The sequence below is a fragment of the Haloarcula sp. H-GB4 genome, from assembly GCF_030848575.1.
Classification (GTDB): Archaea; Halobacteriota; Halobacteria; order Halobacteriales; family Haloarculaceae; genus Haloarcula.
Map to the genome: position 1 here is coordinate 640504 of NZ_JAVDDX010000002.1, position 25906 is coordinate 666409.

Genomic DNA, 25906 nt, shown 5'->3' on the forward strand with positions numbered 1-25906 from the left:
TTGTGTCGTCCGAGCGGAGAAGTAATGAAAGGTAACATAGCATAGATATTTCGTATTTTCGAATCTGCTGAGAGACGGTGGAACGACCGCTCTCGTTGATGTTTCGGTCGATGGTGGACGGTAGATTTAAGCGGCTCCGTTGGGTTTTTTGAGATGAGTTATGAGTGTGACGCGACACTACGACCGCGAGTTCGTCAGAACGTTCTTTACCTCGCCGACAGCGGTGGACGGTGAGGAGGATTCCGCGAAGATGCTGCGAAGCGCCGGCCAGCTCCGCGGCCTGCAGGCCCCGGATGTCTGGGTCCCGGACAACGAAGACGCGACGGCACCGAACATGCGCGCTGAGGGTGTCGAGAACATCATCGACGTCGTCGCCAACCAGGGCGCTGAGTTCCCCGGCGAAATCCACCCACGCGTGGTCTGGCACCGCGAGTCGCCGTCGACCCGCTATCAGGGCTTCCAGCAGATGCTCGAAATCACTGATCCCGAAAACGGCGCGGTCGAGCACATCGACGGTTTCGTGATTCCGGAGGTTGGTGACATCGACGACTGGAAGAAAGCCGACGAGTTCTTCACCATCATCGAGAACGAACACGGGCTCGAAGAGGGGAGCCTCTCCATGTCGGTCATCGTCGAGAGCGGCGAAGCCGAACTGGCGATGGGCGACCTGCGAGACGAGATGGGCAAGCCCTCGAACAACCTCGAACGCATGTTCCTGCTCGTCGACGGCGAGGTCGACTACACGAAGGACATGCGCGCGATGACGCCCACCGGGGAACTCCCGCCGTGGCCCGAACTGCGCCACAACACCTCCCGGGGTGCCAGCGCCGCGGGTCTCATCGCCGTCGACGGCCCGTACGACGATATCCGGGACGTCGAGGGGTACCGCGAACGGATGCAGGACAACCGTGCGAAGGGGATGACCGGCATCTGGTCGCTGACGCCGGGCCAGGTCGTGGAGGCGAACACGGCTCCGCTCCCGCCGAAGACTGGGAGCTGGCTCCTCGAAGCCAGCGGTCAGGAGGTCGAACTCGAGGCACAGGACGGCAAGCAGGTGTACGACGGCGACGACCTCTCGCTTGAGGCGGTCGGCGACGGCGGCTACGTCCTGCAAGCAGGTGGTGAGCGACTCGAACTGGACGACGACGAACTCACCGAGGAATTGCTCGACCGCACCGCCTACATCCCCAGCATGAACGACATCGTCGACTCGATGGAGGAGTTCGAGGCCGCAAAGGAGGCCGGCAAGGGAGCTATCGCGATGACCCAGGCCGCCACGCTGGTCATCAACGGCGTCGAAGTCGACATCAGCAAAGACCGGATGTGGGACGAAGCGACCTATCAGGCTGCCCAGACGCCCATCACGCTGTTCCAGGACGTGTACGAGCACCGGCCGGACCAGCACGAGGAACTAGAGGAGATGTACGGCGCTGACATCGTCGAACGCGCCACGGCTGTCGGGAACTGACGGGCGCATCCCGTTTCGTCACTCGAAACGCCGTGGGCGCGGTTCAGTCTTCCAGCGGTTCGATGAGTTCGACGTGATGGCCGTCGGGGTCAGCGACGAAGGCCGTGTACGCACCGGCTTCCGGCTGTGGACCTGGCTCTTTGACGACACCGTGGTGGTCGATTCGCTCGACCGTCGCGTCGACGTCGTCCACGCCGAGTGCGAGGTGGTCCCAGCCGGACCCCATCTCGAAGCTCGTCTCCCCGTTCGTTTCCGATAGTTGCAGTTCGACACCATCGTCGTCGGTTACGTAGTAGTTCGTCGTCTCCCCGTCCGGCGTGGTGAACTGCCAGGACTCCTCGAAGCCGAACTGCTCGTAGAACGCGATCGATTCTGTGGCGTCGGCGACGTTCAGGCACATGTGAAGTATGCTTGCACTGGCCATACATCGCTTCCAGTGCCCTCGGGCAAATAGCTGGCGGGCTACGCAAAGCGAATTGTGACCGCATGCCACAGACTTTAATGATTATTACTCCTGAATGCTCGTATGGCGATCGAAAATGTCGAGGACACCTGGTCGGCACAGGAACTGGACCTGAATCGGCCGGATGTTGACGCGTATCGGGACCTGGCGGAAGCGCTCCGTTCACGCGTCACTGGTGGGGTTGAGTTCGACGAATACGCCCGGATTCTGTATGCGACGGATGGGAGCATCTATCGCGCTGAACCGGCAGGGGTCGTGTATCCGACTGATATCGACGACGTGCGGGCTGCTGTCGACGTGGCAACGAGCCACGGCGTCCCGATACTGCCCCGCGGGACCGGGTCGTCGCTCGCCGGGCAGACCGTCGGCCCGGGCTGTGTCGTCCTGGATATGTCTCGACATATGGACGATATCCTCGATATTCGGCCGGATGAGCAGACAGCGCACATCCAGCCCGGTGTGGTGCAGGACGACCTAGATGACACGCTGGCCGAGTACGGCCTGAAGTTCGCCCCGGACCCCGCGTCGTCGAACCGCGCTTCGGTCGGCGGCGGCATCGGGAACAACTCTACCGGCGCACACTCGGTACGGTACGGCATCACCGACGCCTACACTGACGCGGTGAAAGCCGTCCTCTCTGACGGCTCACTTATCCACGCCCGCGAGGTCGTCATCGACTCGCCAGAGTGGGACGACATCGTGAGCAAGGACGACCGTGAGGCCGACATCTATCGAACGGTCCGCGAAATCGTCGAGGAGAACGCCGAGGAAATCGAGGACCGCTACCCGGACCTCAAGCGCCGGGTGTCGGGCTACAACCTCGACCGTGTCATCTACGAGAACGACGACGGCGAGCGGGTGCTGAACCTTGCGAAGCTATTCGTCGGGAGCGAGGGGACCCTCGGGGTCATCGTCGAGGCCGAACTCTCGCTGGTGACCGTCCCCGAGGAGACTGCCCTGGTGTTGTACTGCTTTGACACGCTGGCGGACGCGATGCGGGCCGTCCCGGTCGCACTCGACTACGGTGTCAGCGCGGTCGAGCTGATGGACGACGAGGTGTTCAGGCTCGCAGCCGGCTCCGACGGCTACGCCGAGTATGTCGACCCGATTCCCGACCGGGCGGCGGCCGCACTGATGCTCGAATACGACTCAGAGTTGCACGACGACTTCGAGGCGGCCATCGCGCGGACCACCGAGCGGTTCCTCGATAACGGAGCGGCCTTCGACGTGGTCGAGGCCTACACCGACGCGGATCAGGCCGACCTCTGGAAGCTCCGGAAGGCGGCGATTCCGCTCCTGATGTCGATGGACGGCGACCCCAAGCCATACCCGTTCATCGAGGATGCGACGGTCCCGCCCGCCGAACTGGCCGAGTACGTCGAGAAGTTCGAGGAGGTGCTGACTGACCACGACACCTCCGCTGCATACTTCGCTCACGCTGGGTCCGGGACGCTCCACATCCGGCCGATTCTCAATCTGAAAGAGGAATCCGGTATCGAGGACATGCACTCCATCACCGACGACGTGACCGACCTCGTGCTGGAACACAACGGGTCGTTCTCCGGCGAGCACGGCGATGGGATGGCCCGAACAGAGTTCACGCCCAAGATGTACGGCGAAACGCTCTGGGATGCGTTCAAACAGGTCAAGACGGCATTCGACCCGCAATGGTGGATGCACCCGGGCAACGTCGTCTACCGCGAGGGACCGGATGACATCGGCCCCGACGCCGACCGTGGTGTCGGTGCAGATATGCGGGAGAATCTCCGGTACGGGCCCGACTACCAGTCTCTGGAGCCACAGACGACGCTGGACTTCGAGGACGAAGGCGGCTTCTCGGAGCTCGTCGAGCTATGTAACGGCTGTGGGACCTGCCGCCAGACCGACGGGGACGTGATGTGTCCGACCTACCGCGCCTCAGAGGAGGAGGTCCAGACGACGCGGGGCCGGGCAAACCTCCTCCGGTCGGCTATCAGTGGCGACCTTGACGAAGACGAAATACACTCCGAGCGCTTCCAAGAGGAAGTGCTCGATCTCTGTGTCGGCTGCAAGGGCTGCAAGAGCGACTGCCCGACCGGTGTCGACATGGCGAAACTCAAGACCGAGCTGAAACACCAGCACCACGAAGCGGAGGGGACCAGCCTCCGTGAGCGCCTGTTCGCCAACATCGACACCGCCTCGAAGATTGGGTCGGCGCTGGCCCCGGTCTCGAACTGGGCGACGAACATCCCTGGCGCGCGAATGGTCATGCAGAAACTGTTCGGCATCGCGCCCGAGCGCGAACTCCCCACCTTCAGCCGGGAAACGCTCCGTGGCTGGTTCGACGCACGCGGTGGCTCAACTGTCTCACGGGCCGAGGCCGACCGCAAAGTCCTGCTGTTCCCCGACACGTACACGAACTACTCGTACCCGACGGCCGGCAAGGCCGCCGTCGAAACCCTCGAAGCCGCAGGCGTCCACGTCACCATTCCGGACAACACCGCGCCGTCCGGGCGAGCGGCGTACTCCACTGGGATGCTGGACCTGGCTCGCGACCGAGCCGAGACAAACACGGACCGGCTGTCGGATCGCGTCGCCGAGGGCTGGGACATCGTGTTTGTCGAGCCTTCCGACGCCGTGATGTTCCAAGACGAGTACCGGGACTTACTCGACGGGTCGGCAGTATCGCAGGTGGCCGACAGCGCCTACGGCGTGCTGGAATATCTTGATACGTTCCGACTTGACGACGCGCTGCCGGTCGAGGACCGATCGCTCGGGGCCGCTGGCGCGGTCAGCTATCACGGCCACTGTAACCAGAAGGGGACCAACAAGGACCATCACGCCGTCGGCGTCATGCGCCGCGTCGGCTACGAAGTCGACCCGCTGGACTCGACGTGCTGTGGCATGGCCGGGAGCTTCGGCTACCACGACGAGCACTACGACCTCTCGAAAACTATCGGGCGGCTGCTGTTCGACGAAGTCGATGAGAGCGATGGTGACCGCGTCGTTGCGCCGGGCGGCTCCTGCCGCTCGCAGTTGGGTGACCGCGACGGCGTCGACGAGATTCCGCCCCACCCTATCGAGGTCGTCGCCGAGCGCGTGCCGGACAGGACGACCCCGTAGTCACGCGGGGACATAAAAATTCACTGGGCGGTCTCGGCAACAGGGGCGGCCATCGCGATGGCTGGACGTTCGTTCCCCGCCCGAAGCCGACTGGAGCACAACAGCAGCGATAAGCTAAGCACCTGATGCACTTGCTTGCGCTGTCGCGGTCCGAATCCGATGATATCGCCACCTGCTGGCCGGAGACAACGGTTTTTTCAGGCTGGTCATCCACTGCTGCATTTACACCGATGGGAAGTACCGCGCCCTCCCCGTGTTTTATTACTATATTTAGATTTTCTGGATCCATATTATCGAAAACACATCTAGAAATGTATTTATGTTAAACAATATGCCCCATACACTCGTACTAAGTGTATATTGGTTCGATGTGGCATAATATAATCGTGTATATTCAGAATACAGCTCTACTTTACCTCTCACACTGGCACGGGTTGCAGTCCTGTCTGAGCCACAGCGGAGCACAGCGACACAGTTCAGTCAGAGAAACGGATGTACAGTTGTTAGAAATTGTTTCAGGAGCATGACGGGGGCGCCGATATCGATGGGTCACTCCCGGGTAAACGACGCTGTCCCGTCGGGAAAGGCAAGCGACTCGAAGTCGGTGACTTCGGCGGCGGCTGGTAACTCATCGACAAGCGGCTCGGAGACGTGGAGCGTCGAGAGGTCCTGTGTGGTCTGTATCCAGACAATGCGGACGGTGTCAGGGTCGTAGCCGCCGAGCCCGGACAGCGCCGTCCGGATGGCGAACTCGTCGTCCGGCGCAACGAGGGGGAGCTTCGCCTTTGCCGTCGACCCGCTGGTGAGCGCGTTCGCGTACGTCTTCTGCAGGTCCAACTGGTCGAGGGCGGCCTGTCGGGTGATGTCAGCCAGCCCAATGCCGTTGCCGTTGCCCTTCGTCGCCTCGGTGAGTCCACGGGCGTACAGCAGCTTGATCGACGGCTCGTCGGGGTCCGGCGCGTTGAGAACGCGGTAACGGCCGATAACATTCGTGTCCATTCCCGCGCCGGAGACGTCCTTGCCGAGTTCGTCGACGACGAGCAGGTCGATGTCGTTGACCGGGAGCGTCGCCATCTCGTCGTAGGCCTGTTCCAGCAGCGCTGGCTCGCGGTCGGTGAACGAGCCCGCCGGAATCGCTTCGACGTGGGCCGTCTCCTCGTGGAAGTTCTCGACCAGCGCCACGCCGCCGACCAGCGGCAGCGCCGACTCGACAACCGGGAGTGCGGCTTCCAGCGCCTCCACGTACCCCTCCTTGATCGCTGTTGAGTGGAACGCCTTCGCGCCGTGTTGCTTGCCCAGCCCGACGACAGTCATCTTCGCCAGACCGCTCTCGATGCGGCCGCTGTAGTTGGTGTGGGGCTTCACCCGATTCACGACGACGACGGCATCCGCTTCCTGTGCCGCCGTCGAAACGTGGACCGGAAACGCTGTGTCACCGACAGTGACGGTGTCGACCTGTGCAGTGTCCATCCGGGCATCGATGGGGGCATCGAGGCGCGACTCCGTGACGCCCAGACTCTCCAGTACTTCGCGCTGTCCCTCCGGCGTTGCTCCGCCGTGACTCCCCATCGCCGGGACGATGACCGGCTCGAAGCCCCGGTCGCGGACAGCTTTGACGACAGCCTCGGCGATATCATCGATATGGTGAATGCCGCGGCTGCCGACGGCAACGGCAACGGTCGCGCCAGATTCCAGCCCATCGAAGTCGAGGCGGTCGAGTTCGGCCCGCGCCGCGGTCGACGGGTCGTCGACGGCGGCCGTCTCCGGCTCGTACTGGACGCGAGCGAAGTTCGGCAGCGGCTGTGGGTCAATGAGGGCGTCCACATCGCCTCGGTCGGGGAAGTTCATGTCAGAATATTATCGGCAAGCCATACAAAAACTCGGGTCACGCAACTCTATCGTGGCCGGGGACACGAACGGTCAGAAGCCCCTGTAGCGACAGGCTCCAGAGGATGCCGCTTTCAGTCCTGCAACAACAGCCGGACGGCGTCGGAAAGCTGGCCGACGCGAGCGGCGTGTTCGAAGGATTCCTCGCGGATACCGTTCGTGACGAGCGCGAATCCGACATTCAATTCAGGGTCGCCCCACCCGAACGAACTCCCGAGGCCGGCGTGGCCGAACATCCGTTCTTTGCTGGCGGCCCCGAACATATCGGCGGCCAGCCCGCCGGTCCAGACGCCGAGTCCGTAGCGGGCCGGGCGCGACAGCGTGCCGTCGGATTCGGTTTCGGCGTGGGTCGTGGTCGCCTCGTCAACGGTCGCTTCGGTCAGCAGTTGCGTCCCGTCCAGCGACCCACCGTTTGCGAGACAGGCGTAGAACCGGGCCATGTCCCGGGCGGTGCCGATGCCGTTGGCTGCGGGAATCACCGCCCGATGGGTCGCTTCCTGATTGAATGCGGCGGCGTACTCCGTAGCAGGGTCTTCGAGCCCTTCTTCGACGTCGTGACACCGCTCGGACGTCTCGTAGCCGGCCAGGGTCGCAACGGTGTCGGGCTCGTTGTCCCGCAGACCGATGCCGGTATGGTCCATCCCAAGCGGCTCGAACACGTGCTCCGCAACGTACTCCTCGGCCGGCTGGCCGCTACAGCGCCGGATGAGTTCGCCGACCAGCCAGCCGTAGTTGATTGCGTGATACGCCGGGGTCGTTCCGGGCTCGAACACGGGCTCGATATCTTCCATCGCCGCGACAACGGCATCCCAGTCGCCCCATCGCTCGGGCTGGTCGTCGAACTCGCCGAACGGGATACCGGCAGTGTGGCTGAGCACCTGCCGGACAGTGATCGATGCTTTCTGTGTGCCGTCGTCGGCAAACTCGGGCCAGTGTTCGACGACCCGGTCATCGTAGTCGAGTTCACCCTGTTCGACGAGTTGGTGCAGGCCGACGCCAGCGAACGGTTTCGTACAGGAGAACAGGAGGTGGCGCGTCTCGGGCGTCGTTTCGTCACCGTCGGGACCTGTGGAGCCACCGGCGAAGTCGACGACAAGGTCGCCGTCAACGTACACCGCCAACTGTGCGCCGTGGTGCAGTCCGACATCGAGCTGTCGGTCGAACTGGGCCCGAAGCTGTTCGATATCGTCCGCGCTAATCTGTGACATGGTCTGTGTTGAGTCCGGCCACGTAATAGAAGTTAGGTTCGGGTGCAAAATCGAACAGCGGATAGCTACTGGTTGCGTTCGGGCTGCCGAACTATCATAGTCAATTGTGCGAAACGTTGATCACACTGAGAAGTCACAATTCCGTATGCTCGAAAACAAGAACGGAACGTCCGAGGTGTCGACAACCCGGACATCGTTCGAGATTCTGGGGCTGATTCGGGACGCGAGTGGCGCGACAATCGCAGACATCCGGGCGGAGACGGACCTCGCAAAGAGCACGGTGTATCGGCACCTCAAGACGCTGCACGACATGGACTATCTCGTTGAGGAAGACGGGGAGTACCGGCTGTCGCTTCGGTTTCTGCAACTCAGCGAACCACCGCGGATACGGCGGCCAGGCTATCTCGTCGCCAAGCAGAAAGTCATCGAACTGGCGATAGAGACCGACGAGCGAGCCCTGTTTCTGGTCGCGGAGGGGTTCGAGGGCGTGTATCTGCACCGGGCCGGCGGCCGGAATCCGCTCCAGAGCGACACAATGATCGGCAAACGCCGGCCGTTGCACGCGCTCGCCTCAGGGAAAGCCATCCTCGCGGAGTGGACTGACGAACACATCGAGGAGTTCGCCGAAACCGCGTCCCTCGACGGGCTGACGGCGAACACGATTACCGACCGGGACGCGCTGCTCGAGGAACTCGAACAGATCCGCGAGCAGGGCTATGCGACCAATATGTCCGAGCACATGGATGGCCTGCGGGCGGCGGGCGTGCCGGTGTACAACCACGAGGACGACCTCATCGGCGCGCTGAGTGTCTTCGGCCCGAGCGGCCGGGTAAGCCAAGAGGACATCGAATCGACGTACCCCGATCTGCTGGAACGGAAAGCCAGCGAACTGAAAATCGACCTCACGTACGATTGAGAAGTGCTGTTTCACGCCGACGGGTCGTCCCACATACCGGAAGGTATCGGACAGCCGCCCTACTCGAAGGCCGGGATGCCAGTCAGGTCGTGTCCGAGGATTAGCGAGTGGATGTCGTGAGATCCTTCGTAGGTGTAGACGGTTTCGAGGTTCGTCAGGTGCCGCATCGGGGAGTAATCGGCCGTGATGCCGTTGCCGCCAAGCATCTCGCGGGCCACCCGTGACTGCTCGCGGGCCATCCGCGCGTTGTTTCGTTTTGCCATCGACACCTGTTCCGGACGGAGGTCGCCGCGTTCCTTCAGGTCGGCGAGCCGGTGGGCGAGCAGCTGGCCTAACGATATCTGGGTCGCCATCTCAGCGAGCTTCTCCTGCTGGAGCTGGTAGCCGGCGATCGGTTTGCCGAACTGCTCGCGGTCGGTGGCGTACTCATGAGCAGTCTCGAAACAGTCCATGGCGGCTCCGACCGTCCCCCAGGCGATGCCGTAGCGGGCCTGCGTGAGACAGGACAGCGGTCCTTTCATCCCCTCGACACCCGGCAGGACGTTCTCCTCGGGGACGCGGGCGTTCTGCAGGCTGATCTCACCGGTAATCGAGGCCCGCAGTGAGAGCTTTTCGTCTATCTTGTTCGTCGTCACGCCGTCACGCTCCGTTTCGACGAGGAAGCCCCGCACAGGGTTGCCATCGGCGGATGTGACTTTTGCCCAGACCACTGCGACGTCGCTGATTGGCGCGTTCGTGATCCACGTTTTCGAGCCGTTCAGGACGTAGCCGTCGGCGTCGCGCTCGGCCGTCGTCTCCATCGCTGACGGGTTCGAGCCGTGTTCGGGCTCGGTCAAACCGAAACAGCCCACCCGCTCGCCACTGCCGAGTGCTGGCAGCCATTCCTCCTTCTGGGCGTCGCTACCGTAGGCGTGAATCGGGTACATGACGAGCGCGCCTTGCACGCTGGCCATCGAACGCAGGCCGCTGTCGCCGGCCTCCAGTTCCTGCAACAGGAGGCCGTACGCCGTCTCACTGAGCCCCGGCAGGCCGTACCCATCAAGATTCGGGGCGTAAAATCCGAGTTCACCCATCTCGGTGATGAGGTCCGTCGGGAACGTGCCGTCGATCCAGTGTTGCCCGACGTCCGGCTTGACTTCGTTCTCGACGAACTCCCGGGCTGTGTCACGGACCATCCGCTCTTCCTTGCCGAGGTCGCCTTCGAGACCGAGGTAATCGATCATATAGGATCTGTGGCCGGGGTTCAATTAAGCGTTTGCCTGCTGCCAAAGTGGTAAAAGTCCGTGGCGCTGTCGATACTATGGAATGTCACAACCAGATAGCCAGACGGCGTGGGACCGACTGTACATCGACGGTGAGTGGAGAGACGCTGGCGCATCTGAGACGATTCCGGTGACTAACCCCGCGACAGGCGATGAGTTCGCGGCGGTACCCGCCGGAACGGAGGGCGATGTCAACGATGCCTATCAGGCAGCCGATGCGGCCCAGTCCGACTGGGCGGCGCTGTCGCGCGAGGAGCGCAACGAGTACGTCCAAGCGATGATCGGGGTGATGCAGGAACGACTCGACGAGATCATCGAACTGCTCGCGACGGAGTCGGGCAGTGTTCAGGCCAAAGCAACTGCTGAGGCCAACTTCGCAATGGCGGACTTCCAGAGCGCACTGGAGATGGTCCCGCCGGAAGAAGAGGTACGTGATTCGATGTATCACGAGGACAAGGACCATCACATCGTCCGCGAGCCCGCTGGCGTCGTCGGGATTATTTCCCCGTGGAACTTCCCGCTGCACCTCACGACACGAGCGCTCGGCCCCGCGCTCGCGCTGGGGAACACTGTCGTCATCAAGCCCGCAACAGACACGCCAATTACCGGCGGCCTCCTGCTTGCCGACATCGCCGAGGAAGCCGGCCTCCCGGACGGCGTCGTCAACGTCGTCACGGGCCACGGCTCCGACATCGGCGACCGGATGGCCGGCCACCCGACCGCCCGCGTGATGTCGTTCACCGGGTCCACGGCAGTCGGCAGGTCCGTGGCCAGTCAGGCCGGAGACGCGCTCGCCCTCCCGGCGCTTGAACTCGGTGGAAACGGACCGTTCGTCGTCACTGAGGACGCCGATATCGAGGCGGCCGCCAAGGCCGGCTCTGTCGGCGCGTTCGGGCATCAGGGACAGGTGTGTATCTCGATTAACCGCCACCTCGTCCACGAGGATGTCTACGATGAGTACGTCGAGAAGCTCGTCGAACACGCGGAGTCGCTGACTATCGGAAACCCACTTGACCAGGATGTGGAGTTCGGTCCGATCATCAACGAGAGCCAGGTCGACCAGCTCACCACGTTCATCGAGCAGACTGTCGATGCCGGCGCGACGCTGGAAACAGGTGGCGAGGCGGAGGACCTGTTCCTCGAGCCGACCGTCCTCTCAGGGTGTACCAACGATATGTCCGCGGCATGCAACGAGCACTTCGGCCCCGTCGCCCCGGTCATTCCCTTCGAGTCCGACGAGGAAGCCGTCGAACTCGCCAACGACACCGAGTACGGCCTCGCTGCGGGCGTGTACAGCGATGATATCGAACACGGCCGGTCCATCGCCGACCAGATCGACGCCGGGATGGTCCACGTCAACGACCATCCGATTCAGGACGAACCCAACGCCCCGTTCGGCGGGATGAAGAACTCCGGCCTCGGCCGGTACAACGGTGAGTGGATCATGGACGAACTGACCGAGACCAAGTGGATCTCCGTCCAGCACGAAGAGCGCGACTACCAGCTGCTCTGAACTGTCGATAGCGCCGTCAACGGCGTTGTGGAAATCTATGGTGGCCCCGTAACGCCTCAGAACTCGTCGATAACGGGGATGCCGACCGTCTCGTACTCGCCCATCGACGAGAGGGTCGCCGGCACGTCTTCGAGTGCAAGCGTCTCACCGACAATCTTTGAGGGGTTGAGCGTCCCGGCGTCGATGAGCCGGAACAGTTCGTCGTAGCGGATCGGCGGCATCCCGTAAGAGCCGTGGAAGTCGATTTCCTGCAGGGTCATCGTATCCACTGGCAGGGAGATTTCCCCGGCCTCTTCGTCAGTCGTGAGTCCGACCTGCACGTGGGTGCCCTGCTTGTCCAGCGACCCGACAGCATTGCGACACGTCTCCGCGATACCCAACGCGTCGATAGCCACATCGGCCCCGCCGTCCGTGACTGCATGAACCTCACCAGGAACGTTGTCCACCTCGGCAGCGTTGATTGTCGCCGCCGCGCCGAGGTCCTGTGCCCGGTCGAGTTTGCTGTCCTGCACGTCGATCGCAATCGGTTCGGCCCCCAGCGCATCGGCGATATGGACTGCCGAGAGTCCAACGCCGCCACAGCCGTGGATCGCGACGGCGTCGCCCGGCCTGAGATCCGCCCGGTCAGTCAGCGCGTGGTACGCCGTCATGAACCGACAGCCGAGCCCAGCCATCTCGGTGAAGTCGACCGCGTCCGGCAGCGTGACGCAGTTGAAGTCAGCTTCGCGAACAGGGAACGCCTCGGCAAACGCCCCCGGTGCGGCGTCGAGGAAGCCGAGCGGCATCGATGTCTCACAGATGTTGGCGTGCCCGCGCTGGCAGTACTGACACGACCCGTCGCCGAGGTGGAACGGAACTGTGACGCGATCTCCCTCGGAGAACTGTTCGACGTCCGCACCCACGTCGGCGACGACCCCGGCCGGCTCGTGACCAAGAATCTGCCCGGGACCGGTCTGGATGCCGAACCATTCCCAGTCCCCCTGCCAAGCGTGCCAGTCGCTCCGGCAGACCCCGCAGGCTTCGGTCTCGATGACGACTTGGTCCGGCTGGGGCTCCGGATAGGGCACGTCCTGAATCGTGAGCGGTTCGCCGTGCTCCTCAATGACAGCTGCTCGCATACCACAATCATCACAGGGGTATCATAAATATTTATTCGCGATTGGGGCTGTTGTGGCTGGAGCCGTACGATGGCTGCACACTACCGAGAACGCCGCCGTCGATAGTGTGTCTGACAGCCAAAAGCTCCGCCACGCTTCAGCCGAATTACGTCGCCGGGGCGTTCTCGGCGACGGTTTCGATGACCGACTCGTCAACGTACTCGTCACGGAGCGTCTGCTTGGAGAATTTCCCGGTCGCACCCTTGGGGATCCCATCGACCAGACGGATGGCGTCGGGGACCCACCACGACGGATAGGACTCGGCGACGAGGTCTTTGATTTCCTGACGGAGCGCGGCTTCATCGGACACAGCGTCGCGTGTGACGACGAACGCGGCAGGGCGTTCGTCCCACCGCTCGTGGGGAACAGGGACAACTGCGGCTTCGACGACTTCGTCATGACCCATAACCGCGTTTTCGACCTCGACGCTGGCGATCCACTCGCCGCCGCTCTTAACCAAGTCATCCATCCGGTCGACCACGTCGACGTACCCCTCCGGGCTCACCCGGACAATGTCACCGGTTTTGAACCAACCGTCGTCGGTGACGGCCTGTTCGGTCGCGTCGGGAGCGTTGTAGTACTCCTGTGTGACCCACGGGCCACGCATCCAGAGTTCGCCCAGCGACTCGCCGTCCCAAGGCACTTCCTCGCCGTCGGTGTTGACGACTTTGAACTCCAGCCCGGCAATCGGGAGCCCCGCGGAGTGGCTCCGCAGGTCGAACAGTTCCTCCTCCGGCAGGTCCGTCATTCCGGGCTTGGGCTCGTAGGCGTGGGTGACTGGTGATGTCTCGGTCATGCCGTAGCCGGAGATGAGGTCCACATCGAACTCCTGCTTGTAATCTTCCATCAGTGACCGCGGCGTCGCGGACCCGCCGCTGGTGAAGTACCGAACCGAGGAGAAATCCACGTCGGTGTCACGGGCGTACTCCAGCAGGTCCATGAAGACGGTCGGGACCGCTGCGGAGACGGTCACGTCCTCTTCGTCAATGAGCTTCGCTAGATCCTCGGCCGATGGATTCGGCCCGGGGAGGACCGTCTTAGCGCCGGCAGCGATAGTCGTGAACGGGCGACACCAGCCGCTGACGTGGAACATCGGGACGTACGTTAGCTCCACGTCGTCGGTCTTGATTCCGGCCTGACTGGTCATCAACGACATGACCTGTGTCCAGTACATCTTCTGGGTGTACTCGACGCCTTTCGGCTTGCCTGTTGTCCCGGACGTGTAGCACATCCCCGCCGGCTGGTCCTCGGGCAGTTGCGGGAAGGAGTAATCGGGGTCGCCGTCGGCGATGAACGATTCGTAATCGACGACTGGCCCCAGCGACGTTTCGGGGACGGTGTCGCCCATCACGATGTACTGCTCGACGGACGCGAAGGCCTCCTCGTCGTAGGCACCTTCGAGCTTTTCTAGCATGACGGGGTCGACGATGAGGATTTCGTCCTCGGCGTCGGCTACGATGTGTTGGATGTGCTCGTCGGGCAGGAGGAGGTTAATCATGTGGACCTGTGCGCCCATGCAGGCGACCCCGTAGTAGGCTTCCTGGTGCCAGTGATTGTTCCAGGCGAACGTCCCGACTCTGTCGCCGCGTTCGATGCCCGCCTGTTCGAGGGCAGAGGCTAGCTTCCGTACGCGTTCGGCGTAGTCCGCTATCGTGTACCGGTGAATCCCCTGATGTGTCCGCGAGACGATCTCGCTGTCGGGGAACACGTTCTCGCCACGCCACAGGAATGACCGGAGGTTGAGTGGTGCACCACCTGGCATACTCCGTGTCAACACACACCGATATGTTAAAACTAGCCCTGCTATCTGTGGTGGCCTGTGGCGTGCCATCTCCATTCGTGGCCAGCGCTAACTGAAACTGTAAACCAGCGGTAAATTTATACCGGGACCGTGTGAAGCGACCCCATGCAGCTACCACGGAGGGATATCCGATGAGCGAATCCGTACTGCTCGCCATCGACGACGGCATCGCCACGCTGACGCTGAATGAACCGGAGATGCGGAACGCGCTCACACAGCCTGTGTACGACGCGCTGGAGCGCCACCTCGACACTATCGAGACAGCGTCCGATGTTCGATGTGTCGTCATCGAGGGCACTGGCGAGTCGTTCTCGGCCGGCGGCGACATCGAGGGGATGAGCGAGCGGCTCACGAACGACGACCCGACCGACGACGCCGTCAGCGAACTGGCCCGGCGGACCCGCGACACCATCGCCAGAGTCGTCGCACTGCCGGTCCCGACCGTCGCGAAGGTCGACGGGTCGGCCGTCGGGGCCGGCGCGAACCTCGCGATCGCCTGTGACATCCAGCTGGCGAGCGAGTCGGCCAGCATCGGCTTCGTGTTCCGGCAGGTCGGCCTCAGCGTCGACGCCGGCACGTCGTATCTGCTCCCACGAGTCGTCGGGACAAACGTCGCAAAGGAACTCGTGTTCACCGGCGAGATTCTGGACGCCGAGCGAGCCACGGAACTGGGCCTGTTTAACCACGTCTACGACGCCGAAGCGTTCGAGTCCGAAGTCGCGGCGACTGTCAGCCGCATTGCCAATGGGCCAACCATTGCCCTCCGGCATTCCAAGCGGCTGCTTCAGGACGGTCTGGAGAAGTCTTTCGACCGCGCCCAGCGCGACGAGGCGACGGCCCAGGGCATCGTCTTCGAGACAGTCGACCACGAGGAGGGTGTCGAGGCGTTCCTGACCGACCGCCGGCCAGAGTTCGTCGGACGGTGAACACGACCCCCAGCTTTTCATGATACCGAACCCAATCAGCGACCATGACTGAGCACAGCAGCGACTACTACCAGCGGCTGGTCGACGAAAGTGCGCTCGAAGAGTTTCTTACGAGGGAGATAGGGCCGGTCGAGACGTTCGACGTTACGCGCCACGAGCAGGGCCACTCCAACGAGACGTTGTTTGTCACCTGGGGTGACCGTGAGCTGGTCGTCAGGCGGCCCCCGCCGGGCCAGACCGCCGAGACAGCCCACGACGTGTTGCGAGAGTATCGCGTCATCGACGCACTGCAGGACACAGCCGTACCGGTCCCGCCGACGGTGACGGCCTGTGACGATCAGTCGGTCATCGGCAGCGATTTCTACGTCATGGCCCGCGTCGAGGGGACCGTCATCCGAGACGACGAGCCAGCGCGCTTCGGGAACGACGACGCCCGAGCGGCAGTCGGCACCGAGCTGGTCGACACCCTCGCGGCTATCCACGAGGTTGATACCGAATCCGTCGGCCTGTCAGATCTCGGCCGTGCAGACGGGTATGCGAAGCGGCAGGTCGCGCGCTGGGGGAAACAACTGGCCTGGGCGTTCGAGCGGACGGCCGAATCCCGCACTGTCCCTGAACTGGAGCGGGTCGGCTCGTGGCTCCAGGACGAGTGCCCTGACGACCATCCAGAGACGCTGGTTCACGGCGATTACAAGCTCGACAACGTGATGTTCGGCCCCGGTGACGACCCGGACCTCGCCGCCGTCTTCGACTGGGAAATGGCGACGCTGGGCGACCCACGGGCCGATCTCGGCTGGCTGCTCTCGTACTGGCGTGACGCCAAGGACCCCGAGCCGGAGATTCCCGACCTCGCGATGGAGTTCATCGAAGCACCGGGCTACCTGACCCGGACGGACCTGGTCGACCGCTGGGAAGCCCAGACCGGCCTGACGTTCGAACACGAGCGGTTCTATCGGACGCTCGCCGTGTACAAGCTCGCCGCCCTCGGTGAGATGTTCTACCGCCGCTATCTGGAAGGCAACGCTGACGACCCGTTCTATCCATTGATGGAGAACCGTGTCCCGGCGCTGGCCGACCGTGCGATTCGGATTATCGAAGGCGACGAACCGCTCTAGCAGAGACGAAGCAAGAGCTCATTTGGGTGTCGAAGTCCCGGCAGATGGCAGCAACCACATACACAGCTCGCCGGGGGCTTTCTGGCTGGTAATAATCGTCGACGTATTGCGACACAAAACGGACGCTAGGGGGATGATTGATATGTGTTGCAATAGACACTACGCGTATGCGAGCAGAGCAGACAGAGATAGCGACAGTTGCAGTGCTCGGTGCGGGAACGATGGGCCACGGCATCGCCGAGGTCACGGCAATCGCCGGCTACGACGTCGTGCTGCGTGACATCGAGGCGGACATCGTCGAGGACGGCTACGAGGAAATCGAGTGGTCGCTCGAAAAGCTCGCCGAGAAGGGGCGACTCGACGAGGACCCCGACGACGTGGCGGCGCGGGTCGCGACGACGACCGATCTGGAAGCGGCGGTGAGCGACGCGGATCTGGTCATCGAAGCCGGCCCGGAACAGCTCTCAGTGAAACAGGACATCTTCGAAGCCGTCGACGCCGCAGCGCCCGAAGATGCGCTGCTGGCGACGAACAGCTCCTCGCTGTCCATTACGGAGATCGCCGCAGCGACGGAGCGGCCGGACTCGGTGCTGGGACTTCACTTCTTCAATCCGCCGGTGAAGATGGACCTCGTCGAAGTCATCTACGGCGAGGCAACGACCGACGAGACAGCCCAGCGCGGCTACGAGTTCATCGAATCTCTCGGCAAGACGCCGATCTACGTCCGTAAGGACGTGCGTGGGTTCGTCGTCAACTCTGTCCTCGGACCGTTCATGAGCGAGCCGGCCTGGATGGTCTCGGCGGGCGAGGCGACCATCCGGCAGGCCGACGCCGCGATGGTCCACGAGCGAGGCTACCCGATGGGCCCGTTCGAACTCGGCGACCTGACCGGCATCGACATCGGCTACCACGTCCGGACGGAGGCCGGGACGCCGATTCCGCCGATCATGGAAGAGAAGGTCGAAAACGAAAACCTCGGCCGCAAGACCGGCAAGGGGTACTACGACTATGACGACGGCGGCGGCCCGGAGTACGTCCCGGAGGATGCCGAGGGGTTCGACCATCTCCGCGTCGAAGCGGTGATGGCGAACGAGGCCGCAAAGCTCGTCGGCGACGACGTAGCGACGGCAGAGGCCATCGACACGGGGATGCGACTCGGGGCGGGCTTCCCCGAGGGAACCTGCCGCCGGGCCGATGACATCGGCCTCGACAATATCCTCGGAAAACTCCGAACGCTCTACGACAAACACGGCGACGACCGCTACGAGCCGGCGGAGTACCTTGTTGAGCTCGTAGAAGCCGGCCACACCGGCACGGAAGCGGGCCGGGGCTTCCACGAGTACGACACCGGCGACGGCCCGGGCGACTACCACACGATTAACTGGGAACTCGATGACGATGGCCTGCTAGAAGTGGAACTCGACCGCCCATCGCGAATGAACGCTATCAGCGAAACCCTCGCGGACGAGGTCGTCGACCTGCTTTCGTCGGTTGACGAGGACGATGTCCGGGCCGTCGTGTTCGAAGGGGCCGGCGACCGCGCCTTCTCTGCCGGAGCCGACATCTCCGGCTTTGCGGACCGCGACCCAGCACAGACCTCAGAGCCGACAGCAGTGTTCACGACGGTCGCCGAGTACCCCCGGCCGACACTGGCGCGCATCGACGGCTACTGTCTCGGCGCGGGGCTGGAACTCGCCCTTGCCTGTGACCTCCGGCTAGCGACGACCGACTCGGAGTTTGGCTTCCCCGAAATCACGCTCGGCCTGCTCCCCGGCGGCGGTGGGACACAGCGTGCGATCCGAATGTTGACCGACGCCCGAGCGAAAGAACTCGTGTTCCGCGGCGAGCACATCTCCGCCGAGCGGGCGGCCGACTGGGGACTCATCAACCGGGCCGTCGACGCCGACGAGTTCGATGACGTGGTCGAAGAGTTCGTTTCGGACCTCGTTTCCGGGCCGCCGATTGCTCTGCGGAAGGCCAAGCGTGTGATGAACGAAGGAGCCGACGAGAGCCTCGACGCCGGCCTCGAAATGGAGAGCCAGGCCTTTGCGCTCCTGCTGACGACTGACGACGTAGCGGAAGGGACGGCGGCCTTTGCGGCCGACCGCGAACCGGAGTTCGAGGGAGAGTAGCGACCGTTGCCGCTGACGGCCCTATCCTACTCGCGGTAGCGACGCACTGGCTCCAGTTCCTCGCTGTCCACGTCCTCGAAGGCCTCGCGGGCGATGGTCCGAAGATGGACCTCATCGGCCCCGTCGACGATGCGGAACGTCCTGACCAGTTCATAGAAGTCCGCCAGCGGGAGGTCCCGGCCGATGCCGTTGCCGCCACAGAACTGGACCGCAGTGTCGATGGCGTCCTGCGTCGCTCGGGCGGCGAACACTTTGCTCATCGACACCTCGACGCGGGCTTCTTTGCCGGCGGCGATGGCGTCCGCGGCGGCCCGGACCAGCGCCCGCGCGGCCTGAATCTGTGTCTCCTGTTCGGCGATTTCAAACCGGACGTGCTGTTTGTCGGCCACGGAGTCGCCGAAGGCCTGCCGCTCGGTGGTGTAGGCCTTGGCGATGGACAGCGCCCGCTCAGCCATCCCCGAGAAGCGCATACAATGGGTGAGCCGCGCCGGGCCGAGCCGTTGCTGGACGTGCTGGAAGCCGTTGCCTTCCTCGCCCAGCAGGTGTTCTTCGGGGACGCGAACGCCGTTGAACTCGATTTCGGCGTGGCCCTTCGGGTCGCCCTGGCTGCCCATATGCGGAATGTTCCGAACGATGTCCACGCCGTCGGCGTCGGCCGGGACGATGAACACTGAACACCCCTCATACGGGTGTACGTCCTCGTCCGTCCGAGCGAAGACGAGCAGAATATCGGCGTCAACGCCACCGGTTGTCCACCACTTGTGGCCGTCGATGACCCACTCGTCGCCGTCCTTCTCCGCCGTGGTGCGTATCATTTTCGGGTCGGAGCCCGCGCCCTGCATCGGCTCCGTCATTGCAAAGCCCGACTGTATCTCGCCTTCGACGAGCGGGTCGAGGTACTCCGATTTCTGGAGTTCGGTACCCTGCATCTCCAGCAGGTGCATGTTCCCCTCGTCGGGCGCGTCGACGCGCATCGCAATCGGGCCAAGGAGGCTTCGGCCCGCTTCCTCGAATGTCGGCAACACGTCACGGAAATCGTAGCCCATCCCGCCGTGTTCCTCGGGTATCTGTGGGGCGTACACGTCGTACTCCCGTGCGGCAGCGCGGAGGTCGCGGACTGTTGCATCGGAGATAGCCGTCCCGCCCGCGAGTTCTCGCTCCCGCGGGATGACGACCTCGTCCATCAACGCTCGGGCACGCTCGGCAAGCGTAGTCGCGGCCTCGGAATCGGTGAACGATATCATGGCACATTCTCGTTCTCGCACGTCGACATCATAAGTGTTGGAGCACAGCGAACGCGTGGTCGGTCGTTTATTTTCCAGAGCTGTGCCCTGGGACGCCCATCACGATGCACCCACGGACTCAGAGCGTCGGCGGTAGTTTCATACCCGGGCCAGTCCAAGCCGCTGCCGTGACCGAGAGTCCAGACGTTGAGGCCGTCTTCTGGGACATCGGGGGCGTAATCCTTCGGATGGCGTCCGTCCGGGCGGCCCACCGCGAGTTTGTCGAACGCCTGTGTGCCGAATACCCGGCGACTGGGGATTCCGACGCGGCCCTCGAACGATGGCGGGATGTTCTCGGAACGTACTTCGACGAGCGCGAAGGGACAGCGTTCCGGCCAGCCCGCGAGGGCTACCGGCGGGCAGTCGATGAGATTCTGACAGTCAATCCCGCGGAAACCGAGTGGGAATCACTGTTTCAGGAAATCCGTAACGAACAGGTCGAGCCCAACCCCGACGCCGTCACGGCGATCGAGGATCTGGCAGACGCGCCGCTCCATCAGGGCGTCATCAGCGATGTGGACGACGACGAGGGTGAGCAACTCCTTCGGACCTTCGGCGTCTGGGACGCGATGGATTCGTACACCGCCTCGGAGGCCGTCGGTCAGACCAAACCGGACCCGGCGATGTTCGTAACGGCGCTCGGAAAAGCCGGAGTCGAACCGGCACAAGCTGTGATGATCGGTGACCGCTACGAGCACGATATGGACGGCGGAACACGGGCCGGGCTGTGGACGGTTGCCTACGGAGCCGAGGACGGACCTGCCGTGGATATCGCCTTCGACGACCTCCGGGAGTTGCCGGACTGGCTCGGCGTCGCAGAGTGAGGCCGCGACTCCGGCTGTCGTTGCTGGGACTTCCCGGCGCTCAGATGTCGGGCGTCTCTTCGAGCCGTGGAACACCGGCGGCGGTGATCGTCTGGCCAACGATGTATGACGACGCCGGACTGGCAAGGAACAGCGCGATATCGGCAATCTCCTCCGAGAGACCGATTCGGCGCTCGACGGCTTCGCGGTCGATATTGTCGGCGCTGACACCCATCTGTGACTCGACGCCTGGCGTGGCGACGAAGCCCGGCGCGATGCAGTTGATGCGGATGTCGCGGTCAGCCCACTCCGCTGACAGCGTTGACGTGAGATTGCTGACGCCGGCCTTTGCGGCCCCGTAGTGGCTCATATACGGTGCGCCCTGTTCTCCGGCGACGCTGGAGAGGTTGATGACCGTCCCACCGCCGTCCGTGGCTAGCGCGTCCCCGGCCGCCTGCGTGCAGTGGTAGGTCCCGTGGAGGTTGATGTCGACGATGGTTTTCCAGCCGTTCTCGCTGATGTCGTCGAACCCGGACATGAAGCTCGCGCCGGCGTTGTTCACGAGCACGTCCAGTCCGCCGAACTCGTCGACGGTCGCTTCCACAAGCGCCTCGACGGCCTCGCGGTCTGTCACGTCGCATTCGATAGCGACCGCTTCGCCGGGCCGGTCGCTGTCGTTGATTTCGTCGGCTACCGGTCCGACGTTGTCCTGTTCGCGCGAGCAGACAACCACATCGGCCCCGTCGGCCGCGAACTCCTCCGCGATTGCCCGGCCGATGCCGCTCGATGCACCTGTGATAATCGCCCGCTGATCCTCCAGGCGAAACCGCTCCGTGTGTGGCTTTGACATCGCATCGAACATCTCGGGCATCCGCAATAAAGCTACGTCCTGAACGCTCTCTGCCGGGTTCCGTTGAATATAGTTGAACAGTCAGAACAGCCTGTAGACGCTGTGTCTCCCTGTGTGGTGTCGCGAGTAACCGGCGAGCCCCGGTAGGATTAACACCGGTGCGGGACACGGTTCCGACGTGTATGTCCAGCAACAGTAGCGGACCGCAGTCCCGGGACCGGCGGGTACGAACGCGGCAGTGCCGACTCGACCAGCAACCGAAGCGCCGTTCCACGGCCGCTTGCGAGGGCCGGTAAGATGACCGGCGAGTTCGACGCAGTCGACGTTGGCGATAGCTTCACCACCTCGGGACGGACCATCACCGAGGCCGACGTGGTCAACTTCGCGGGTGTCAGCGGGGATTTCAATCATCTCCACACGAATGCCGAGCGGATGGCCGACTCGGGGTACGGCGAGCGTATCGCCCACGGCGCGCTGGTGTTTTCGGTCGTCACTGGCCTCCTATGGCAGGCCCGCGACGAGGCCGAAAAGCGGCACATGGTCGCGTTCTACGGCATCGACCGGGTTCGGTTCATCAAGCCGGTGTTCCTGGGAGATACCATTCACGTCGAGGCTGAGATTGTCGACACGGAACGGCGGGACCACCCGGTTGCGACGGGCGTCGTCCGGACCGAAGTCACCGCGCTGAATCAGGCCGACGAAGCTGTTTTCTCGGCCGAGTTCCTGACGCTCCGGCGGTAGGCCGGCTGTCGAATCAGTGACAGCGTCGGCAGTCCGTCTGTCGCGGCCTCACAGCACGCGGTCGGCGATGATGTTCTTCTGGATCTCGCTGGTCCCCTCGTAGATCTTGGTGATGCGGGCGTCGCGGTAGTACCGCTCGACGTTGTGGTCGGTGACGTAGCCCGCGCCGCCGTGGACCTGAATCGCCGCGTCGGCCAGTTCGTTCGACGGGGGTGCAAGCGACGATGCAATCGCCGGCTACGCCGCACAGGTCAACATCGAGGACGCGCTCAACGACAACCATAGCACCCTACATCACGCCGATGTTCGCTGCCTCGAAATTGCGAAAGCGCTGGCAACAGAGCCGGACCTCCTCTTGCTCGATGAACCCTTCCCGGGTTGAACCAATCGGAGGTCCGGCAACTCTCCGAGCAGTTCGAATCGTTCCGCGAGGACCACGATGCCATCCGGGCTGACCTGAAGATGGTATCTGACCTGTTCCCGCGGCTCGATGATCGTCGGGACCAGCAGGCCAGACCATGAGCGGCGGCGAGCAGCAGATGCTGGCCATTGGACGGGCACTGATGGACGACCCGGAGCTACTCGTTCTCGACGAGCCGACGCTCGGGCTGGCCCCCGTTATCATCGACAACATCGGTGACGCTATCGAGACGCTGAACGACCAAGTCCAGACACTCCTGCTCGTCGAGCTGAACGCTACGTTCCCGCTGCGCCACGCCCACCGGCTCTCGCTGCTGGAATCCGGCCGGGTCAAACTCAGTAGCTCCGCGGCGGAGTTTCAGGATAACGACTACATCACGGAGGCATACGTCGGCATCCACTGAGCGGGCGCTGGTGAGGTAAATGAAGGGCATGGTACACCATGCCTGTCGCCGGCTGGCAGTCCCGCAGTCGCGGTTCGCTGCCGATAATTCACATTTTCGAACACGTGCTGTGACAGTGGGAGCGGCGGATGGCCACCTACCGACTACAGCGCCCCGCGAAATATGCGCATCTGTTGCTGTACGCGCGTGCTGGTATTTTCCGCATCACCTTGTTCCATCGTCGGCAAACGCAAAGCAACCGGAAACAAACACAATCGAAGCGCTGTCGTTCCGTATGCTGAAACTGACGGTGTTCCACGACACCGTGGCTCGCCCGGAGCCCGGTCCAGCGCGAGAGACAGGAGACTGTTCAGTATAGAGTGATAATAACCGTACTTTTGTTATCCAGGCGGAGAAGAGCGGGCAGCCTGCCTCGTTAACCGTGTGTCGCCTCTCGTTCGATTTATCTGAACCATTAGCACAGAGCAGTGCATCTTCGATGAAGTGTGCGATTACCGAGGCTATAGTACCAGACTCGGCCAGAGATGCAAGTCCAAATAAGCAATATATATCGAAGTAATTTGGAACTACGAGACTCGATAAGATTTTTTATTTTTATACCCACGTATTGGTTTCCAGACTTGTGAAGAGTATATCTCAATTCTAGCTTATAGAGGTATATGGGGGCAACACAATGATATCCATACAACTCGGTTTTGCAGTGAAACAGCCGTCAGATGGGGCTGTTGTAAGAGATATGGAAACGCATTTCTACAAGTGTGCATATATTTGCTGCCATGGGAGACGAAGACGACATCGAAGGCGAGGCCGTGTCAGTATCGATGGAGATATCGGGGAATTACGACGAAGTTATGTCGAAACTGGCGACAGAAGATGAGGGATCGACATCGCTCGTCTCACTACTCGACGACCTCGAACAGTTGCTCGACACGGTGGTCCGGATGGACGGTGGGACACGCAGCGCAATCGCCCAGCAACTGCCCGAGGATATGACCGTCTCCTTCGACGCGCAGGCAGTCGTCGACACGCTTCAGGTGCTCGAACGCTACGACCTTGTTGTCCTCGAAGGCAACACCTGGAAGCCAGGCCCGAAACTCACCACCGAAGAATAAGGACCACTTCGGCGGACCCGTCGTGGGCCGACTCGTTTCACACCAGACCGGTGTCGTGATGTCCCACGACCCAGCCAGTAGCGGTTGGCTAGTCCGTCGCAAACGGACAGTAATGGCCGAAGTCGACAACCATAAGACCCGCCAGTGTACCAGTTGCGGTGTTCAACGACGACGCATGTCGGTCGGTGTGGACAACGTTCAGTAGCGGCCTCCTGCTGCCCAGTTCACCGACGGTCAGCAAATAAAGAGCTATATAACAAATATCGGATGGCGCGGAGCACTGTCTGCGAGCACATTGGGTGCTCGTACTCTCCCGACGCCCACCGTCTCATGCTCCCCTGTACGGGACGGTTTCACGCCGGGTTTGCCCACCCGGCATTGGTCTTTGATACGCCCATTACACAACTGCAGGTCCTGAGCCGGGACCGCAAACCGCGTTGGCAGCCCGAAACTGGCTGTGACACCAGCTATCTTGTGGCTGACAGGCCAGCTTTCGCATGCAGGCCGCACTCTCGTGGACGAACAGGCAGTAGCAAAGACCGTAATGTCACAGCCCCTCACTGACGCAGCACATCTGAGCGAGCGGGAACGCGAGTGTCTGAAACTGTGTCGAGAAGCAGTCGACGTGTGCGAGTGGTGTGCCGACGAGTGTGCGGAACTCGACGGCATGACCGAGTGTATTCGGCACTGTCATGACGTGACGGACGTTGCAGCCCTCCACTGCAAGCTCCTCGCGCGAGGGTCATCACACCGAGAAGCGATGGCCGGGCTCTGCGCGACAGTTTGTCGGGAGTGTGCCAAAGAGTGTCAGCAGCACGACCACGACCATTGCCGTACCTGTGCGGAGGTCCTTTCAGAGTGTGCTGAGGCCTGTGAAGCGATGGTCAAATAACGGCGACCGACGGCACGAACGAGCAACACGGTTTGTCACCGCCTCCCCGTTCGGGCTCGAATGCAAAAACAGTCGTAGCACGATACCCCGGTTTCTGACCGTCTGTCTGTTACAGGTCCGTGCTGAGACGGATCTGATCCTCGGTGATGGTGTCGACGGCATCAGTCTGCAGCGGGTAACCGTCATCGGCGTCGGTGTCTTCCCAGCCGAGTTTCGTCAGGAGTGTCGTTTTCAGCCCGGGATCAGGGTCAACGTAGGCGGTGCCGTATCTGTACCCGCTGACGATGCCGATTTCGTCGCCGGTACTCGTGACAACTGTCTTGCCGACATCGTCGTCGGTCAACTGGATCGTAGACATTGCAGTCGTCGCTACCGGCGGGACGCGCATCACCGACGTGCTTGCACACGCAGCCGCCAATCGGGCGGCGAAACGGTCACGTGGCCACCGACC

At 62.7% G+C, this 25906-nt stretch carries 20 protein-coding genes and 2 pseudogenes; 12 read left to right on the forward strand and 10 right to left on the reverse strand.

The features are described from left to right. The first annotated feature begins 160 nt into the window (after positions 1-160). Positions 161-1468 (forward strand): malate synthase AceB, encoded by a 1308-nt coding sequence (aceB, locus tag RBH20_RS11765; RefSeq protein WP_306708766.1) that lies wholly within the window; start codon positions 161-163, stop codon positions 1466-1468. 43 nt (positions 1469-1511) lie between these two features. Here aceB and RBH20_RS11770 read toward each other — a convergent pair whose 3' ends face one another. Then, positions 1512-1892 carry a VOC family protein gene (locus tag RBH20_RS11770; RefSeq protein WP_306708768.1) on the reverse strand — a complete coding sequence of 127 codons (381 nt, stop codon included), beginning with the start codon at positions 1890-1892 and terminating at the stop codon, positions 1512-1514. A gap of 102 nt (positions 1893-1994) precedes the next feature. On the opposite strand from RBH20_RS11770, the gene RBH20_RS11775 reads away from it, so the two are divergent. Further along, positions 1995-5033 (forward strand): FAD-linked oxidase C-terminal domain-containing protein, encoded by a 3039-nt coding sequence (locus RBH20_RS11775; RefSeq protein ID WP_306708771.1) that lies wholly within the window; start codon positions 1995-1997, stop codon positions 5031-5033. A 549-nt stretch (positions 5034-5582) separates the two neighbouring features. Here the strand turns inward: RBH20_RS11775 and RBH20_RS11780 are convergent. Both RBH20_RS11780 and RBH20_RS11785 read right to left on the reverse strand, forming a co-directional pair. Beyond that, positions 5583-6881: a DUF362 domain-containing protein gene (locus tag RBH20_RS11780; RefSeq protein WP_306708773.1), complete on the reverse strand. Its 1299-nt coding sequence runs from the start codon at positions 6879-6881 to the stop codon at positions 5583-5585. A 113-nt stretch (positions 6882-6994) separates the two neighbouring features. Beyond that, entirely contained in the window at positions 6995-8128 is a 1134-nt protein-coding gene (locus tag RBH20_RS11785; RefSeq protein WP_306708775.1) for a serine hydrolase, read from the reverse strand. A 145-nt stretch (positions 8129-8273) separates the two neighbouring features. Here RBH20_RS11785 and RBH20_RS11790 point away from each other — a divergent pair, with 145 nt between their 5' ends. After that, positions 8274-9044 carry an IclR family transcriptional regulator gene (locus RBH20_RS11790; RefSeq protein ID WP_306708777.1) on the forward strand — a complete coding sequence of 257 codons (771 nt, stop codon included), beginning with the start codon at positions 8274-8276 and terminating at the stop codon, positions 9042-9044. A gap of 59 nt (positions 9045-9103) precedes the next feature. Here RBH20_RS11790 and RBH20_RS11795 read toward each other — a convergent pair whose 3' ends face one another. Then, positions 9104-10267 (reverse strand): acyl-CoA dehydrogenase family protein, encoded by a 1164-nt coding sequence (locus RBH20_RS11795; protein WP_306708779.1) that lies wholly within the window; start codon positions 10265-10267, stop codon positions 9104-9106. Positions 10268-10349: 82 nt separating this feature from the next. On the opposite strand from RBH20_RS11795, the gene RBH20_RS11800 reads away from it, so the two are divergent. Beyond that, on the forward strand, positions 10350-11819 hold the full coding sequence (locus tag RBH20_RS11800) for an aldehyde dehydrogenase family protein (protein WP_306708781.1): 1470 nt from the start codon (positions 10350-10352) through the stop codon (positions 11817-11819). A gap of 56 nt (positions 11820-11875) precedes the next feature. On the opposite strand, the gene RBH20_RS11805 is transcribed toward RBH20_RS11800, so the two are convergent. Together RBH20_RS11805 and RBH20_RS11810 are read right to left on the reverse strand one after the other, a co-directional pair. After that, positions 11876-12937 (reverse strand): zinc-dependent alcohol dehydrogenase family protein, encoded by a 1062-nt coding sequence (locus tag RBH20_RS11805; RefSeq protein WP_306708782.1) that lies wholly within the window; start codon positions 12935-12937, stop codon positions 11876-11878. A gap of 145 nt (positions 12938-13082) precedes the next feature. Further along, positions 13083-14738, reverse strand: a complete 1656-nt coding sequence (locus RBH20_RS11810) for a long-chain-fatty-acid--CoA ligase (RefSeq protein ID WP_306708784.1) — start codon at positions 14736-14738, stop codon at positions 13083-13085. A 170-nt stretch (positions 14739-14908) separates the two neighbouring features. On the opposite strand from RBH20_RS11810, the gene RBH20_RS11815 reads away from it, so the two are divergent. The 3 genes from RBH20_RS11815 to RBH20_RS11825 all read left to right on the forward strand — a co-directional run bounded on the left by RBH20_RS11815 (position 14909) and on the right by RBH20_RS11825 (position 18950). Further along, positions 14909-15703, forward strand: coding sequence for an enoyl-CoA hydratase/isomerase family protein (locus tag RBH20_RS11815; RefSeq protein ID WP_306708786.1), 795 nt, complete (start codon positions 14909-14911; stop codon positions 15701-15703). Between the two features lie 44 nt (positions 15704-15747). Continuing rightward, on the forward strand, positions 15748-16818 hold the full coding sequence (locus RBH20_RS11820; RefSeq protein ID WP_306708788.1) for a phosphotransferase family protein: 1071 nt from the start codon (positions 15748-15750) through the stop codon (positions 16816-16818). Positions 16819-16985: 167 nt separating this feature from the next. Further along, on the forward strand, positions 16986-18950 hold the full coding sequence (locus RBH20_RS11825) for a 3-hydroxyacyl-CoA dehydrogenase/enoyl-CoA hydratase family protein (protein WP_306708790.1): 1965 nt from the start codon (positions 16986-16988) through the stop codon (positions 18948-18950). Between the two features lie 26 nt (positions 18951-18976). Here RBH20_RS11825 and RBH20_RS11830 read toward each other — a convergent pair whose 3' ends face one another. Then, entirely contained in the window at positions 18977-20194 is a 1218-nt protein-coding gene (locus RBH20_RS11830; RefSeq protein ID WP_306708792.1) for an acyl-CoA dehydrogenase family protein, read from the reverse strand. 167 nt (positions 20195-20361) lie between these two features. Between RBH20_RS11830 and RBH20_RS11835 the strand changes: the two genes are divergently transcribed. Continuing rightward, positions 20362-21057: an HAD family hydrolase gene (locus tag RBH20_RS11835; protein WP_306708794.1), complete on the forward strand. Its 696-nt coding sequence runs from the start codon at positions 20362-20364 to the stop codon at positions 21055-21057. 40 nt (positions 21058-21097) lie between these two features. Here RBH20_RS11835 and RBH20_RS11840 read toward each other — a convergent pair whose 3' ends face one another. Continuing rightward, complete coding sequence (locus RBH20_RS11840; protein ID WP_306708796.1) at positions 21098-21907, reverse strand: SDR family NAD(P)-dependent oxidoreductase; 810 nt, start codon at positions 21905-21907, stop codon at positions 21098-21100. Positions 21908-22183: 276 nt separating this feature from the next. Between RBH20_RS11840 and RBH20_RS11845 the strand changes: the two genes are divergently transcribed. Beyond that, entirely contained in the window at positions 22184-22627 is a 444-nt protein-coding gene (locus tag RBH20_RS11845; protein ID WP_306708798.1) for a MaoC/PaaZ C-terminal domain-containing protein, read from the forward strand. A gap of 48 nt (positions 22628-22675) precedes the next feature. Here the strand turns inward: RBH20_RS11845 and RBH20_RS11850 are convergent. After that, a pseudogene (locus RBH20_RS11850) lies at positions 22676-22828 on the reverse strand (acyl-CoA dehydrogenase family protein); the annotation flags it as partial. Between RBH20_RS11850 and RBH20_RS21345 the strand changes: the two are divergent. The 3 genes and pseudogenes from RBH20_RS21345 to RBH20_RS11870 all read left to right on the forward strand — a co-directional run. After that, positions 22818-23451 (forward strand): annotated as a pseudogene (locus RBH20_RS21345) (ATP-binding cassette domain-containing protein); the annotation flags it as partial. The pseudogenes RBH20_RS11850 and RBH20_RS21345 overlap by 11 nt on opposite strands. Before the next feature lie 776 nt (positions 23452-24227). After that, positions 24228-24563 (forward strand): hypothetical protein, encoded by a 336-nt coding sequence (locus RBH20_RS11865; RefSeq protein WP_306708804.1) that lies wholly within the window; start codon positions 24228-24230, stop codon positions 24561-24563. Positions 24564-25107: 544 nt separating this feature from the next. Further along, a complete protein-coding gene (locus RBH20_RS11870) occupies positions 25108-25455 on the forward strand; it encodes a four-helix bundle copper-binding protein (protein ID WP_306708807.1) in 348 nt (115 codons plus the stop codon). A gap of 109 nt (positions 25456-25564) precedes the next feature. On the opposite strand, the gene RBH20_RS11875 is transcribed toward RBH20_RS11870, so the two are convergent. Beyond that, entirely contained in the window at positions 25565-25813 is a 249-nt protein-coding gene (locus tag RBH20_RS11875; RefSeq protein ID WP_369815292.1) for a PRC-barrel domain containing protein, read from the reverse strand. Positions 25814-25906: the final 93 nt, after the last annotated feature.

Excerpts from the sequence above, each read along its gene's own strand:
- RBH20_RS11875 (WP_369815292.1), bottom strand. The coding sequence starts at position 25,813 with ATGTCTACGATCCAGTTGACCGACGACGATGTCGGCAAGACAGTTGTC.
- RBH20_RS11865 (WP_306708804.1), top strand. The coding sequence starts at position 24,228 with ATGGGAGACGAAGACGACATCGAAGGCGAGGCCGTGTCAGTATCGATG.
- RBH20_RS11780 (WP_306708773.1), bottom strand. The coding sequence starts at position 6,881 with ATGAACTTCCCCGACCGAGGCGATGTGGACGCCCTCATTGACCCACAG.
- RBH20_RS11770 (WP_306708768.1), bottom strand. The coding sequence starts at position 1,892 with ATGGCCAGTGCAAGCATACTTCACATGTGCCTGAACGTCGCCGACGCC.
- RBH20_RS11830 (WP_306708792.1), bottom strand. The coding sequence starts at position 20,194 with ATGATATCGTTCACCGATTCCGAGGCCGCGACTACGCTTGCCGAGCGT.
- RBH20_RS11805 (WP_306708782.1), bottom strand. The coding sequence starts at position 12,937 with ATGCGAGCAGCTGTCATTGAGGAGCACGGCGAACCGCTCACGATTCAG.
- RBH20_RS11845 (WP_306708798.1), top strand. The coding sequence starts at position 22,184 with ATGACCGGCGAGTTCGACGCAGTCGACGTTGGCGATAGCTTCACCACC.
- RBH20_RS11870 (WP_306708807.1), top strand. The coding sequence starts at position 25,108 with ATGTCACAGCCCCTCACTGACGCAGCACATCTGAGCGAGCGGGAACGC.
- RBH20_RS11825 (WP_306708790.1), top strand. The coding sequence starts at position 16,986 with ATGCGAGCAGAGCAGACAGAGATAGCGACAGTTGCAGTGCTCGGTGCG.
- RBH20_RS11815 (WP_306708786.1), top strand. The coding sequence starts at position 14,909 with ATGAGCGAATCCGTACTGCTCGCCATCGACGACGGCATCGCCACGCTG.
- RBH20_RS11790 (WP_306708777.1), top strand. The coding sequence starts at position 8,274 with ATGCTCGAAAACAAGAACGGAACGTCCGAGGTGTCGACAACCCGGACA.
- RBH20_RS11820 (WP_306708788.1), top strand. The coding sequence starts at position 15,748 with ATGACTGAGCACAGCAGCGACTACTACCAGCGGCTGGTCGACGAAAGT.
- RBH20_RS11785 (WP_306708775.1), bottom strand. The coding sequence starts at position 8,128 with ATGTCACAGATTAGCGCGGACGATATCGAACAGCTTCGGGCCCAGTTC.
- RBH20_RS11800 (WP_306708781.1), top strand. The coding sequence starts at position 10,350 with ATGTCACAACCAGATAGCCAGACGGCGTGGGACCGACTGTACATCGAC.
- RBH20_RS11840 (WP_306708796.1), bottom strand. The coding sequence starts at position 21,907 with ATGCCCGAGATGTTCGATGCGATGTCAAAGCCACACACGGAGCGGTTT.
- RBH20_RS11795 (WP_306708779.1), bottom strand. The coding sequence starts at position 10,267 with ATGATCGATTACCTCGGTCTCGAAGGCGACCTCGGCAAGGAAGAGCGG.
- RBH20_RS11810 (WP_306708784.1), bottom strand. The coding sequence starts at position 14,738 with ATGCCAGGTGGTGCACCACTCAACCTCCGGTCATTCCTGTGGCGTGGC.
- RBH20_RS11775 (WP_306708771.1), top strand. The coding sequence starts at position 1,995 with ATGGCGATCGAAAATGTCGAGGACACCTGGTCGGCACAGGAACTGGAC.
- aceB (WP_306708766.1), top strand. The coding sequence starts at position 161 with ATGAGTGTGACGCGACACTACGACCGCGAGTTCGTCAGAACGTTCTTT.